The sequence below is a fragment of the uncultured Winogradskyella sp. genome (genome assembly GCF_947498005.1).
Classification (GTDB): Bacteria; Bacteroidota; Bacteroidia; order Flavobacteriales; family Flavobacteriaceae; genus Winogradskyella.
This window is the reverse complement of sequence record NZ_CANMIW010000008.1, coordinates 112,420-127,244: the sequence shown is the minus strand read 5'-3', so window position 1 is coordinate 127,244 and position 14,825 is coordinate 112,420. Positions and strand designations below refer to the sequence as shown.

The following is a 14,825-nucleotide window of genomic DNA, read 5'->3' as shown; positions in this document are numbered from 1 at the left end:
GAGGTCGGGAAACTCATGATAAAACTAAAATTTATATTTAGCTTAAGATTTTAATTAAAAAGATTCCCACTTTTTGTGGGAAGTAAACATGACTGAAGGAAATTTTGTAGACTACGTAAAAATGCACGTTACATCCGGAAATGGAGGTAAAGGTTCTTCGCATTTACATCGCGAAAAATATATTGCTAAAGGAGGACCAGATGGAGGAGATGGTGGACGAGGTGGTCATGTGATTTTACGTGGAAACTCTAATCTTTGGACATTGATTCACTTAAAATTTAAGCGTCATATTAGAGCAGGTCATGGATCTCATGGAAGTTCTGGTAGAAGTACAGGTGCAGATGGAGAAGACAAGTATGTAGATGTACCTTTAGGCACTGTAGTTCGTGATTCTGAAACTGATAAAATATTGTTTGAAATTACAGAAGATGGCGAAGAAAGAATTGTAGTTGAAGGCGGAATGGGTGGACGAGGAAACTGGCATTTTAAAAGTTCTGTAAACCAAACACCGCGTTATGCGCAACCAGGAATCGCTCTTGAAGAATTAGATATTACTTTAGAATTGAAAGTCTTAGCAGATGTTGGTTTGGTTGGATTTCCGAATGCAGGAAAATCAACGCTGTTATCTGTTTTAACCTCTGCAAAACCAAAAATTGCAGATTACGAGTTTACCACTTTAAAGCCCAATTTAGGAATTGTAAAATATCGCGATTATCAGTCGTTTGTTATGGCAGATATTCCAGGTATTATTGAAGGCGCGGCAGAAGGGAAAGGTTTAGGTTATTACTTTCTAAGACATATTGAGCGTAATTCAATTCTTCTGTTTTTAATTCCTGCAGATGCTAAGGATATCGTAGAGCAATATGAAATCTTAGAAGATGAATTAAGACGTTACAATCCTGAAATGTTAGATAAAGAACGTTTAGTAGTAGTTTCAAAATCTGATATGTTAGATGATGAATTAAAATCTGAAATATCAGCTATTTTAGATAAAGATTTAAAAGCGAATTATTTATTCATTTCTTCAGTAGCACAACAAGGCTTAACAGAATTAAAAGATACGCTCTGGAAGATGTTAAATGACTAAATAATGTGTATGGCTTAACATGAAAGCATATCTTAAAAACTTAGTAGAACTCAACGATAATAGACGAAGTAGGCTTTTCGCGTATTTTATTCAGTTTTTAATTATATTTTCAGTCATAACATTTTCAATTGAAACGCTTCCTGACTTAAAGCCACAAACTAAGGTGGTGTTAAATGCTATTGAAGCTTTCTGTGTTGTCATATTTACCTTTGAGTATTTGGCTAGAATATATGTTGCTGATCATAAGCCTAAATTTATTTTCAGTTTCTTCGGTATTATTGATTTATTAGCCATTCTTCCATTTTACTTATCGTTTGGCATCGATTTAAGATCACTGCGTTTATTGAGAATGTTTAGGTTATTTCGCTTGTTTAAAATGATGCGATACAATAAAGCCATGAAGCATTTTGCACAAGCGATGATGGTAGCCAAGGAACAGATTATACTCTTTATGATTATTACCTTAATGCTAATTTATTTTGCGGCTGTTGGTATTTATTATTTTGAAAACGAAGCACAACCAGAGCATTTTACTTCAATTTTTGATAGTCTTTGGTGGTCTATAGTAACGTTAACTACTGTTGGCTATGGCGACGTTTACCCAATAACAGTTGGTGGGCGAATTTTTACCTTTTTTATTCTAATGATTGGTTTGGGAATTGTGGCAATTCCTACAGGTATTATTTCATCTTCATTGACCAAAGCTGTTGAACCTAATGAAGACGAAGCGTTAAAATAGGCTTTACTTTTTCATTTTTTTAATACCTTTAAAATAAAAAATGATGAAGAATTTAAAACTTCTATTTATTACATTTCTTTTGACGTCTTGTGGTACAATAGTAAACTACGATTATGAAAAGTCAACAAATTTTGACGATTACAAAACGTACAATTATTTTGATGATATAGAAACGGGTTTAAGCGAATTAGATACCAAACGCTTAATCAGAGTTATGGATAAGAAGCTCAAAGCAATGGGGTTTTCGCGCACTGATAATCCAGATTTTTATATTGATATTCAAAGTCAAAGCATCGTTAGCCGCAATAACAGCTCAGTTGGTGTTGGCGTAGGTGGCGGAAGTGGAGGCGGTTTTGGCGGTGTTTCGGTAGGTATTCCTGTGGGACAAAACAAACAGTCTAGAGAATTGATAATTGATTTTGTAGATGAAACTAAAACTGGTTTATTCTGGCAAGCTATTAGTGAGAGTAGTTTTAATCCTAACGCTAGCCCTGAAAAAAGAGAAGCTTTATTTGCTAAAATTATAGATAAAGTATTTGCAGAATATCCGCCTCAAAAAGACTGATTCTCCGTCATTTTATATTAAAACTTGGTGATTATACTAAATTTCCGTTGAGCATATTCAAATGACCACTCGTCATATTTTCAATGGATTGAGGTTGTTTCAAAATTATATTTACAGAAATAAATGTAACATTTCTATAGAATCGTTTACTGATGAGGTAACATTCTAAACTGTAAATCAATTTAAAATAATCATCATGAAAAAAACAAAATCAAATTCAAGTTTAATACTAAGCATTGTTGCTCTAGTGTTTTCAATTAGCACTTTTGCTCAAGATATCTCAGGATCTTGGAAAGGTGTTTTAAAAGTTCAAGGTCAAGAAATTCCACTATTATTTAATGTGTCTAATGATAACGGTGTTTTATCATCTACAATGGATAGTCCTAGCCAAGGTGCAACAGGAATTCCTATGGATAAAACAGTATTTGAGGCTAATGAGTTAACAATTGCGTTCACACAAGGCGGAATTAAATATGTAGGTGTTTTAGAAAATGAAACTATAAACGGAACATTTTTTCAAGGCGGAATGGAGTTGCCACTCAACTTATCTAAAACTGTAAAAACGAAACCAGGTGATGTGTCGTTACCGTCAACTAAAGAATCATTAGATAAATTAGCTGCTTTTGATAACGGAACCTACAAATATTCTGCTGAAGATTATTTTCAAGATCCAAGTAAAAGCTCATTTCAATTTTCGCCTAAAGGCAATTATTTTTCATTTAGAGAAAAGGATGAAAACGGCAAAAACCATGTTTATGTAAAAGATACTAAAACTGAAAAGGTAACTTTAGCTATTAAAGAAGGTGAGGAACTTATTAGAGGTTACGGTTGGGCTAATGATAATAGATTAGTTTATATAAAAGATAATGGTGGAAATGAAAACTACCAACTTTTTGCAGCGAATTTAGATGGCAGTAATCCTAAGGCTTTAACACCTTTTGAAGATGTACAGGTTAATTTTTCTAATCTTTTAAAAGATCAACCAGATCATGTTATTATAATGATGAATAAGGATAATAAACAAATATTTGAGCCTTATAAATTAAATATTGTAACTGGTGAAATGGTTAAGTTATACGAAAATAAAGATGCCTCTTCGCCTATTGCAGGCTATGAATTTGATAAAGATGGTGAGCTTAGAGGTTATACTAAACAACAAAATGGAGTAGAATATGTATTGTATTACAGAACAGGTAATGATCAACCATTTAATGAAATTGTAACTACCAATTGGCAAGATTCATTTTCTTTAGTGGCATTTAATTACAACACACCTTACAAGCATGATGCTTATGTGTTAACTAATTTAGAAAGTAACACAAGCGAATTAGTGCTTTATGATTTAGCTAAAAAAGAAATCATTGAAAGAATATATAGTAATGACACGTTTGATGTTGGTGGTGTCAGTAGATCTAGAAAAAGAAATTACGAAGTAGATTATTACTACTACACTGGTGAAAAAACGCACGTTGTGCCTGTGAGTAGTTACTATAAAAAACTAGATAAAAAGTTTAAAAAACAATTTGGAGATAAAGTATATTCTATTGTAGATAAAACGGATGATGAAGATAAATATTTAATTATTTTACAAACAGATAAGCTTTACGGAACGTACTATACATATGATGTAAAAAAGGACGAGTTTACTAAAATATTAGATTTAATGCCACAGTTGCATGAAGAAGATATGGCAGAGATGCGACCAATTAACTTTACCACAAGAGATGGATTAAAAGTTTATGGTTACATCACAATACCAAACAATATTAAAAAAGGTGAACGTGTACCTTTAATTGTAAATCCACATGGCGGACCATATGGCGTAAGAGATTATTGGGGTTTTAATCCAGAAACACAATTATTTGCAAGTAGAGGTTATGCAACTTTACAAGTTAATTACAGAGGTTCTGGTGGTTATGGAAAAGATTTCTTTTTAGCTGGAAACAAGCAAATTGGACGAAAAATGCTTAATGATTTAGAAGACGCTGTTGCTTATGCCAAGACTTTAGATTTTATTGACAATGATAAAGTAGCCATCTATGGTGCTAGTTATGGAGGTTTGGCGACTTTAGGTAGTCTTGTAAAAACACCAGACTTATATACTTGCGGTATTGATTATGTAGGTGTAAGTAACTTGTTTACCTTCTTTGAATCCTTCCCAGAATACTGGAAACCTTACATGGCACAGTTTAATGAGCAATGGTATAACTCTGAGGACGAAGAAGATCAAAAAATAATGACAGCTGTATCACCAGCGTTACACGTGGATAAAATAACAAAACCACTATTTGTAATTCAAGGCGCTAATGACCCAAGAGTAAATATTGATGAGTCAGATCAAGTTGTAAAAAGTATGAGAGCTAGAGGTATTGATGTACCATACATGGTAAAATATGACGAAGGCCATGGTTTTTCTCATGAACAAAATAAAGTGGAATTGTACAAAGCCATGTTAGGTTTCTTTGCGCAACATTTAAAATAAATCAAATAACCAACCAATCATTATAGTTAGTAAAAAGCCTTTTAAGAGTTGATCTTAAGAGGCTTTTTCATGCTAAAAGATGTCGTGATTTCCGCTTGCCATATGCTATTTACCACTCGTCATATTTTGATTTTTTATTGGTAAAAGCCTTACTATATTTATACTATCAATAAAAAAACGAATAGATTTCATCAATCAAAAAACAACAGTATTATGTTCAATTTAGTTAAAACCGTCGTAGAGTTTATAGTAGAAGTGGTGTTCTCCTAGGTCAATCAATCAATCAATCAATCAATCAATCAAAAAATATTAATTATGAACAATCAAGACACATTTAAAAAACAGCAATCAAAATTTGAAAAATTATTAACTGGAGCAAAAATGGCCAAACTGTCATCTGTTATTTTGGTTGTAGTATCATTGGTTCAAGCATTTAAATCTAGAGAGAACAGTCTTTATGTTATGCTTTTGTTAATGGGAGCATTGGCTATTATTTTCTTTATGGATAAGTTTTTGTCGCTTAAAGGCATAAAACAAAAATCGTATACGCAGACGTCCTTAATCGCTAGTGTATACAAACTAAAGAACTATATGTGTCGACGAAAAAAGTATGAAATGTATTTTATTGCGTTTTGGATCTTAACGCTTATACCATCTTCTACTGCCTATTTTGAGTCTCATATTTTCGGTATCATTGGTGTAATGCTATATATTGCTATTGTAGGTTTTTTAGGTAATTTAGCATATAAGAAAGCTGACAAGGAGATAGCGATTTTACAGAGAAATATTGAAAATCAGTTACAATAAACGTTACTTATTTCATAGCTTGTACTCAAATTAATAATCACTAATAAAATAACATTTGAAATTATTAACAAATTATAGATATTGGATTCTCAATCTAATTGGCTGGGTAGTTTTTGCATTGTTGATGCTAACAATAGATAAAATATCTTATGCAGGTGATATTCCAATTAACTACACAAATTACCTTATTGTAGAAGGCGTGCTTTGTGGATTATTGGGTTATGTGTTGTCTTTTATCATCTTGTTTTTTATAGAGAATTTTTTTGACATTGGTAATTACACCAAGGTAGATTTGTATAAGTTGATTGGTGTAGTTTTAGTTACTCAAGTTATTTATAATTTTTTACTTTGGCCATTATTGGGTATTCCAGTTCAGTATTATTTAAATGAAGGTGTTAATTTAACACTCGTTCAAAAGTTAACGAATGTTCCACATTTTCTTGCCTATTTTCTAGTGTGGTTATTTGTGGTCTTAACATTGAAATTAGTGCATCACATCAATACTATTAAATTAAGACAGTTACAGCTAGAAGCGAATCTTAAAGAATCGCAACTCAATACACTAAAAGGGCAAATAAATCCGCATTTTATGTTTAATAGCCTAAATAACATTCGTGGATTAATGTTAGAAGATGTCACTAAAGCTAGAGGTATGTTAACTAGTTTGTCTGAAACTTTAAGGTATTCATTAACTAAAAGTGAAGTCAATTCTATTACATTAGAAGATGAATTAGAAATGGTTGAAAATTATGTAGAGATCTCTAAAATTCAATTTGAAAATAGATTAAAGTTCACAACAGAAATAGATCCCGAAACTTTAAATAAGCAAATACCACCAATGATTATTCAGATGCTTGTAGAGAATGCTCTTAAGCATGGTATTTCAAACTTAAAAGAAGGTGGAGAGGTGAAGTTGTCTACAACAATAAAAAATGAATTATTACAAATAGAAATTATCAATTCAGGAAAACTTAGAAATAGTGAAAATTCTACGCAAGTTGGCCTGCAAAATATAAAGAAGCGCTTAGAATTACTCTATGGTAAAAACGCCAAATTTACATTAAAAGAAAAAGAAGACAACGTAGTAGCAACTATTAAAATGCCTTTAGTATGAACACCTTAAAAGCCGTTATTGTTGAAGATTCTCGTTTAGCTCGTAATGAGTTAAAAGAACTTTTTAAGGCACACAAAGAGATAGAGTTTATAGGTGAAGCGGAAAATGTAGATGATGGGTTTACCTTAATTAATAAAAGTAATCCCGATTTATTATTTTTAGATATCAATATGCCAGAAAAGGATGGTTTTGAACTTTTAGAAATGTTAGATGAAGTCCCAATAACCATTTTTACAACCGCTTTTGATGAGTATGCTATTAAATCTTTTGAATACAATGCTTTTGATTATTTGTTGAAACCAATTAGTCAAAAACGGTTTTCAAGTTCAATTACTAAAGTTTTAGAAAAAGCAAATTCTGGTACATCCTCAACACCAAAACAGGAAGGTTATAATCTAGACCGACAAATCTTTATAAAAGATGGTGACAATTGTTGGCTTGTAAAAGTTAAAGACATCTCACTTTTTGAAATTGTAGGTAACTATACTAGAGTCTTTTTTGATGACAACAAGCCGTTAATTTATAAATCATTGGCTCAAATTGAAGAGAAGCTACCTCAAGATGTTTTCTTTAGAGCCAACCGTCAGCAGATTATTAATATTAATCATGTTAATAAAGTGGTGTCTTGGTTTAATGGTAAACTGAAAATTGAAATGAATTCTGGAGAAGAAATTGAAATCTCCAGAAGACAATCCTATATATTTAAAGATCAATTAAGTTTTTAGTCAACTATAACTCTAATGCCTTCACTATGACTGCTAAACTCAGGTGCATACATACTTTGTATAGTACTAATGCCGTTACTCATATCACCTGCATTACTAACGCGTAAGTCATATTCAAATACGTAAATGCCTTTTGGTAAATAATCCATAAAGAAATTAGTAGCTGCATCTTTTGTGCTTTCATAATAACCTAAACCATCTTGATATTTGTATTGAGATAAAACATTTATTGGTTCTAGGCCAGACGCTCGCATATCTTTAAGGTGCACAAATTCCATTGATCTATCGGTTCTTAATTCAATTCTTACTCTTACTAAATCGCCAATTTTTAATTTTGAATCTTTTGTGATTTCGGTAATTTCTTCACCTTTGTCTGTATTCTTTTTCAAGAATAATTTCTTACTTAATTTTAAAGGTGTTTCTGCTGAGGTTATATGATCTAAATCTTCAAAATACTGCCAGTACATTGCTCCCCAAGCTATACCTTCTCCTTTTTTAGTAATTGTTACATCAGCTTGTTCTGGTTTAATTTCAGAGCCATTCCATGATGTTTTGTAGTAGCCTGTACCAGCTTCAACTTTTACATGATCTAATGTTTCTGGCGAAATATTTTCATTTCCAACCGTAACATCAACTTGTTCTGTAACGCTTAGCCAATCACTACCTTGTAGTAATAAGGCATAGACAGCTTCTGTTGTTGCTTTAGTCGTTTTCCATCGGTTTGTCTGTTTGTTTTTTAGCAGCCAAATTTTTAGGTTGTCTATATCATTTAGATTTTTGGTGTTATCTTGAATTAAATGTCCAACTTCCGAAAATACTTCAACCATTAAAGCTTGGGTTTCAATTGGTGCTTGGTACCAATACCAAGAGTTGGTGTTTGCTTTCCAGTACATTCCTAATTCTTCAGACGTAATACTATTTTCTTTTAAGGACTTTATAATTTTACCAGCCGTTTTAGAATCGTTCATGCGGTGTACAGCTAAGGCCATTAAACCTTTTGCATACAATGAACGTTTTAACCAATATTTTTGAATCTGCGAATGGTAATAGTCTAAGACTTTCTGAACCTCTTTAGAGGCTTTTATTTCAGGATAAAAACTCCTTGTATATAAATAGTGCAATTGCATTTGCGATAAATGGTCCTTTTCTAAATCCGCATTTTTATTATATTTTTTTATGTCCTTGTATTCTTGCACAAATTGTTTATCTAAATAACCAATAGCCTTTTTTATTATGGCGTCTTCGCTATTGTTGTTTGCGACGTTCAATTGTTTTAAATGCCCAAAACCAGCTATAATATGTTGTGTAATGAAACGATTATCGCGGCCGCCATTAAACCAAGGCCAAGCGCCTGAGCTATGTTGGTTATTCTTTAATTTACTAACATCAGACTGCAATTCATTATTCATTCTGTTAAGATCAAATAATAATGCAATTCTTTTCTTCTGTTCGGTTTCAGATTGTGCATCACGTAACCAAGGCGTTTCTTCTATCAATAATGATTTTAATTCTTGATTCTTCTCTAAATTACTTAGTAAAGCATCTGTTGTTTTCCATTGATTAAAAACAGCTTCAATCTTAGGGTTAGATGTTACAATATGCTGCGCCAACGCATTTGCGTAATATTTTGAAAACGTTTGCTCGTTACACTCATAAGGATATTCCATTAAATATGGTAATGCCTGAACAGCATACCAAGCCGGATTAGATGTCATCTCTAATGTTAACTTATGATGTGTTAAAGTCGAAGACGTATTTTTCTTTAACTTATCTAAAGTGAATGTTTTTGTTTGGTTAGAACGAATCCACATTGGCATAGTTTCCGTCACCAGCATTCTGTTACTTAAAACAGGTAATGCATTTTGCTCACCATCACTAAAGTTTCCGGCTTTGGCAATGATTTTATATTCTACAGCTGGTATGCCTTTTGGGATTACCAAATTCCAAGTTACCTGCGTATTACCTTTGGCTTCAACTTTAAAGCCGAGATCATTATAGGCATTTGATAATTCACCGTCAATTGATTGACCTGTAGTTGGATCTGTAAGTAATAATTGTGCAACACCATCTAGAGCATTTTCCGTAAGATTGGCAATTTTAGTGCTAATTCTAATTCTATCACCTTCTCTTAAAAATCGAGGTGTATTCGGTATAACCATCAACTCTTTTTGAGTAACGGTTTCTAATTGGGTTACAGCACTTTCTAAAGTTTTTGTGTGTGCCAATAGTTGCAATTTCCATGTGGTTAAAGCTTCTGGAGCTTTAAAATTGAAACTAACATTACCCTCTGAATCAGTTCTTAATTGAGGAAAGAAAAATGCGGTTTCATTGAGGTTTTTTCTTATTTGGATAATATTGTCAGCTTTTCCTTTTAAGGGATCATTTGAAGTACTGCTGTTTTTTTCTTTGAGATTTATTCCAATTCCATCTATAGAACCAGCTATACTATCTTTAGTGTCCATACTTAAGTCTTCACGCCCAAATTCCATTTCAGATTCTTCCACAGCATAATTACTAACTAGTGCGGCTTCTGGAGCAGCCATTTTTTTTATGTTTGAATAGCCTCGTCTCAAATAACTATTATTCCCAAAATAAAATCCAAACCAATTCAATTGGTCATAATTTTGGTAAGGTTGGCTAGCATTTGTGCTAAAATGGTTAAACATCCTAAAGTTGGTATTACCAAAACTTTCTCGAGAATTCTTATAAATTCTTGGGTAATAGTTAGGATTGTTTATTGGGTTAAAACTCCAATTATGTTGCTTAAACTCATCTAAAGACGCATCGTACATGCTTGCTAATAATTCCGCAGAAACTTTATCGCCTTTAGGACCTTTAATTTTAAAACTCCACGTTTCGTCTTGTCCTGATTGAAGCTTATCTCTAAATGTAGTCGTTTCAATTTCTAAGTCAGTTTTAGGAAATGGCACATTGATATTAAAACTTTGAGATTTAAATTCATTAAAAGCGGCAAATGAGGTGTGTACTATAAAGCCTCCTAAATCATTTTCTAAAACAGGAATTGTGATGGTTGTCTTAGAATTGTTAAGCTGTACTAATTGGGTCATTATAATTTTACCCTCTTTCTCAATCTCAACAGTTACAGTGATATCTTTAGCAGCAGAACCTAATGTTAGTTTTGCTATAGAATTGATTTTATAACTGGTTTGGTCTAAGTACGCTTCATATAATTGATTGTCTGCAACTGTTTTATCCTTGTGGCTAAATAATGACGTAAAGATTTGATCTTTTATAGTTTGCCCAAATTTATCTTTGCTTTCTGCGATTATAATATATTGACCAGAATCCCATTTATTCAATTTTTTTAAGATTATGGTTTTGTCTTTTTCAGTATTAAATGTAGTGCTAAAAACTTCTTCTCCTTTTGTCCAATTTGTTAATTGGTTTTCATCATCATAAGCTTCATGTGGAAATAAGGTTTTAAATTCTTCCTCAGATAGGACTTGGTAATCTGGTGCTGGCCAAGATCTTGTTCTTAAAACTCGGTTTGGTGCATTTAGTTTGTAAATTTTTATTTCACCTTGTGCAGGTGCAAATTCTCCATTTAGATTTTGAGTCGCTAAGCTAAATTCAATTTCCTTCTTGCTTTTATCAATTTTTTGAGGTGCAACAATATTTAAAGTCATTGAATGATAACCAACATTAACTATTGTAGATGTAGATCGTGTTTCGCCATTTATGTCTGTAACATCAGCTGTGATTTCGTAATTGAATATTGGTAAATCATCTTGAGAAATGCTTTCATCCGGTAAGGCTTTGAATATTATTTCAAATTCACCTTTATCATTTGTTTTCGTATCTCCAAACGTAATTTCTTGAGCTTCAGAATTAAAATAAGGTCGTCTCCAATAATACCAACTAGGAAACCTTACATTTCGTTTAACACGATACACCACTTGTGCATCTGTAATGTTGCTTCCGGCAAAAGCGATTGCAGTGCCTTTTATAATAATACTGTCATTTACTTTGTAGGTCTCTGTAATGGGTTGAAATTCTGGTTTAAATTTTGGTCGCTTATATTCTACAACTGAAATATAGGAGTAAGTAGAGTTGTTAGAAAACAGATCAATAGTGTAATTGCCAGTCAATCCATTATTTGGTAAAATAAACTCGCCATGCACTGAGCCAAATTCATTAGTCTTTAATGAAAGTTCGCTGACCACTTCGCCATTTACATTTTTTAATCTAATTTTTGCTGCTTCATCTGCAGAAACTTCTGTTTTTCCATTTATGGATTTAGTTGCAATTCCCTTAAAGTAAACTGTTTGTCCAGGTCTATAAATGCTTCTGTCTGTAAAAAGGAAATTGCGGTATTGCGTAACGTTATTAGTGGTTTGCTTATACCCACGGTTTATAGAATACGCACCAAAATAACCTGTGTCATCTTTTGCATTGACTTTAATTTCTACGTCACGATAGTATTTGTCATCTTTATTAAACTTAAATTTTCCAAATCTATCTGTAGTGTAATTTTTAGTATAATGTTTGTTGCTTCTGTTGTCAGAATATGTTAATTCTACTTTTGCATTTTCAAAAGGCTTACCGTTACTTCTGTCTATAACTTGATAAAGCTCTATGTCATTATCGTCACTTACTACTAACGCTATATTGGTAATTTGAACTTGGGTTACCGCGAATACATTATCATCTGCCTTTGTGGTAACTTTTATGAGATATAAACCATTGCCTAATTTTGGTAAAACAATTTCTGTATTATGTTCTTGATAGTCACCTTCCGTTTTTAAAGCTGTACTAAATGTTTCATAAATTTTTAGTTTATTAAAAAACGCTTTCTTTTTGTCTGCTCTATATGACGAGTTGTAGCGTTTAAGCTGGTTTTGAGAAACTTTATAAATTTCAAATTTTAAATGCTCTAGATTTTTATAAGTAACTAAGGTTTTTGATGACGACGAAATACTTGTAAATTCTTCTGCGTATAATTGTAAACTAGACAATTTAATTTGCTCTATTAAAACTTCGCATTTTTGCGCTCCTATACTTTTAGGATATTTTGAAATTACCGAATTACAGATGTCAATAGCATCTTTCAACTTCCAACGTTGCGTAGTGTTAATATCAATGTTGTCATTATCACTAGAGTATAAATAACCTTGATTTTTATAAACTATAGCAATTTCATAATCATATAATGCAGATAATTCTGAAGATTTTAATTCTTCAGACTTAGACTTTAAAGTTTTTAGAAGTAATTCGTCTATATTAGAAAAAACGGCATGTTTTTTCACAAAATTAAGGCGCTTAATATCGATATCCACAAAGGCCTTGGTTGTTTTATCTTTTCTATGGAATTTGATTAAATTCTGATAGATTTTTAATGCATTTCGTTGTAACGATAACGTGTCTTTAGAGGATAAATTAGCATTAATAAAAGTTTCACTATCCGCAATAAAGTCTTCATCACTTATTGTGAATTTGTAAGCTGGTTGTGTAATGCTGTTTTCATCAGATTTATAAAAGCTTAGTGCATTATGACTCAATAAATCATATAGTGTTGGTCTGTAATCTATAGAGTTGTCTTGTTGATGTATTAAAGTGCTGTATTTATTTAAGGACTCTAATTGAAGTAAAATGCCATTCTCTAATGAGTATTGATAGTAGGTATGAATTTCTTTAAAAATTGTTTCTAAATCCCAAGCTCTAAAATCATCACTAACTTTTTCAGACGTTTTACTTCTGTTATAAAATTTCCTACGGTTTTGCTGATAATACTGCCAGTACATAGTTGCTAACATATTCTCCATAATGTGTTTTGCAGCTAGGTCTGATGTGGCTTCAATTTCAGATTTAAAACGTTTAACAATGTTGAGTTGTGCATCTTCTTCAAGCGTTAGCATGTATTTGCTTATATGTAAGAGTGCTTTGATGCTTTGCTGTTTGTTATCTGCTTTTTTAGCTTTCTCATAAATTTTTTCAACGCTATCAGAAGCGCTTTTTGTAAGACCTTCATTTTCAAGTTTAGCTACGGCTTCCCATTGACTTTCAAAGTCATTTTGAGCATTAGAAAAAGAAGCAAAACAGATGAGCATGAGTATTGTGAAATAATGTTTCATGGTTATTAATTTTCAACAAAATACATTCAAAATGTATTCCAAAAACAGTAGTAATGAGTATAAGTCTCATTTCGTTGAGTGAAGTTAACAATTTGTTGAGGAAACCAAGCGTTATTAAATTATATATTTGCTAAAATGTTTTGAACATCTATGTCTAAATTTCTATTTATTTTATTACTATCATCATTTTGTTATTCTCAAACTTCTATTGAGAATGCAGAAGCCTACATTGGGAAAAAAGAATATGTAAAGGCGCAAAAGGAAATGACAACATTTATAGCATCCAATCCTAGTGATTTAGAAGCTATAGAACTTCTAGGTGATGCTTATGGTTATCAGAAAAAATGGGATGAAGCTATTGTTCAATACCAAAAATTAAAACAGAAACGCCCAGAGAATGCAAATTACCATTATAAGTATGGAGGTGCTTTGGGAATGAAAGCTTTGAGTGTAAGTAAAATTGAGGCCCTAGGCATTATAGGAGATGTTAAAAAAGCATTTTTAAAAGCTGCACAATTAGACCCAAACCATATAGAAACGCGTTGGGCATTGGTAGAATTGTATGTGTCGCTGCCAGGTATTGTTGGTGGAAGTTTTTCAAAAGCTTTGATGTATGCGAAGCAATTAGAAGAATTATCTAAAGTAGATGGCTACTTAGCAAAAGGATATGTTTATGAATATGATGATGAGCCAGAATTGGCCGAAAAAAATTATAAACTTGCGATAGAAATTGGTGGTTCTGAAACGTGTTACGAGAAGTTAACCAATTTCTATGAAGGCCAAGAACAACCCGAAAAAGCGATTGGTAATATAGAAGAAGCAAAGGACAAACACCAACGAAACGCTATGCATTACCAAATAGGTAAAGTGTGTGCAGATTATAATATTCAGTTAGATAAAGGCGAAACTATGCTAAAAGCCTATATCGAAAATCACTCAGCAAAAGATGGTGTGCCAAAAGAATGGGCTTATTATCGCTTGGCACAAATCTATAAGCATAGAGAGAATAAAGATGAAGCATTAATTTGGATTGATAAGGCAATTTCAGGTTTGCCAGATATTGAGGTGTTTCAAGAAGAGAAAACAGCAATTTCTAAGCTGTAAAAATCATATTATAGTATTGTTTTTGGTTCGTCGTCTTAAATATAAGATGCTAATTAATTGTTAAAAACTCAAAATTAATAGTAATACTATTATATTTGCAAGTAAATTAT

At 32.1% G+C, this 14,825-nt stretch carries 9 protein-coding genes; 8 read left to right on the top strand and 1 reads right to left on the bottom strand.

Annotated elements, in window-relative coordinates; all coding sequences use genetic code 11:
* Positions 1–88 precede the first annotated feature (88 nt).
* From obgE to Q0891_RS14585, 7 genes are all read left to right on the top strand, one after another.
* The gene (gene obgE / locus Q0891_RS14615) at positions 89–1,087 is read left to right on the top strand and encodes a GTPase ObgE (protein ID WP_299102754.1); all 999 of its coding nucleotides are present in this window, start codon (positions 89–91) and stop codon (positions 1,085–1,087) included.
* A gap of 19 nt (positions 1,088–1,106) precedes the next feature.
* Complete coding sequence (locus tag Q0891_RS14610) at positions 1,107–1,826, top strand: ion transporter (protein WP_299102752.1); 720 nt, start codon at positions 1,107–1,109, stop codon at positions 1,824–1,826.
* 43 nt (positions 1,827–1,869) lie between these two features.
* Complete coding sequence (locus Q0891_RS14605; protein WP_299102750.1) at positions 1,870–2,391, top strand: DUF4136 domain-containing protein; 522 nt, start codon at positions 1,870–1,872, stop codon at positions 2,389–2,391.
* Positions 2,392–2,587: 196 nt separating this feature from the next.
* Positions 2,588–4,873 (top strand): S9 family peptidase, encoded by a 2,286-nt coding sequence (locus Q0891_RS14600; RefSeq protein WP_299102748.1) that lies wholly within the window; start codon positions 2,588–2,590, stop codon positions 4,871–4,873.
* A 315-nt stretch (positions 4,874–5,188) separates the two neighbouring features.
* Entirely contained in the window at positions 5,189–5,680 is a 492-nt protein-coding gene (locus Q0891_RS14595) for a hypothetical protein (RefSeq protein ID WP_299102746.1), read from the top strand.
* A 55-nt stretch (positions 5,681–5,735) separates the two neighbouring features.
* Positions 5,736–6,794, top strand: a complete 1,059-nt coding sequence (locus Q0891_RS14590; RefSeq protein ID WP_299102744.1) for a sensor histidine kinase — start codon at positions 5,736–5,738, stop codon at positions 6,792–6,794.
* Positions 6,791–7,519 (top strand): LytTR family DNA-binding domain-containing protein, encoded by a 729-nt coding sequence (locus Q0891_RS14585; RefSeq protein WP_299102742.1) that lies wholly within the window; start codon positions 6,791–6,793, stop codon positions 7,517–7,519. The genes Q0891_RS14590 and Q0891_RS14585 overlap by 4 nt, the downstream gene beginning before the upstream one ends.
* Here Q0891_RS14585 and Q0891_RS14580 read toward each other — a convergent pair.
* Positions 7,516–13,611, bottom strand: coding sequence for an MG2 domain-containing protein (locus tag Q0891_RS14580; RefSeq protein ID WP_299102740.1), 6,096 nt, complete (start codon positions 13,609–13,611; stop codon positions 7,516–7,518). The genes Q0891_RS14585 and Q0891_RS14580 overlap by 4 nt on opposite strands.
* Before the next feature lie 150 nt (positions 13,612–13,761).
* Here Q0891_RS14580 and Q0891_RS14575 point away from each other — a divergent pair, with 150 nt between their 5' ends.
* Complete coding sequence (locus Q0891_RS14575) at positions 13,762–14,715, top strand: hypothetical protein (RefSeq protein WP_299102738.1); 954 nt, start codon at positions 13,762–13,764, stop codon at positions 14,713–14,715.
* Positions 14,716–14,825 lie beyond the last annotated feature (110 nt).

Bases quoted from the DNA above. Each gene is read 5' to 3' on its own strand.
- obgE (WP_299102754.1), top strand. From the start codon at position 89: ATGACTGAAGGAAATTTTGTAGACTACGTAAAAATGCACGTTACATCC.
- Q0891_RS14610 (WP_299102752.1), top strand. From the start codon at position 1,107: ATGAAAGCATATCTTAAAAACTTAGTAGAACTCAACGATAATAGACGA.
- Q0891_RS14605 (WP_299102750.1), top strand. From the start codon at position 1,870: ATGAAGAATTTAAAACTTCTATTTATTACATTTCTTTTGACGTCTTGT.
- Q0891_RS14600 (WP_299102748.1), top strand. From the start codon at position 2,588: ATGAAAAAAACAAAATCAAATTCAAGTTTAATACTAAGCATTGTTGCT.
- Q0891_RS14595 (WP_299102746.1), top strand. From the start codon at position 5,189: ATGAACAATCAAGACACATTTAAAAAACAGCAATCAAAATTTGAAAAA.
- Q0891_RS14585 (WP_299102742.1), top strand. From the start codon at position 6,791: ATGAACACCTTAAAAGCCGTTATTGTTGAAGATTCTCGTTTAGCTCGT.
- Q0891_RS14580 (WP_299102740.1), bottom strand. From the start codon at position 13,611: ATGAAACATTATTTCACAATACTCATGCTCATCTGTTTTGCTTCTTTT.
- Q0891_RS14575 (WP_299102738.1), top strand. From the start codon at position 13,762: ATGTCTAAATTTCTATTTATTTTATTACTATCATCATTTTGTTATTCT.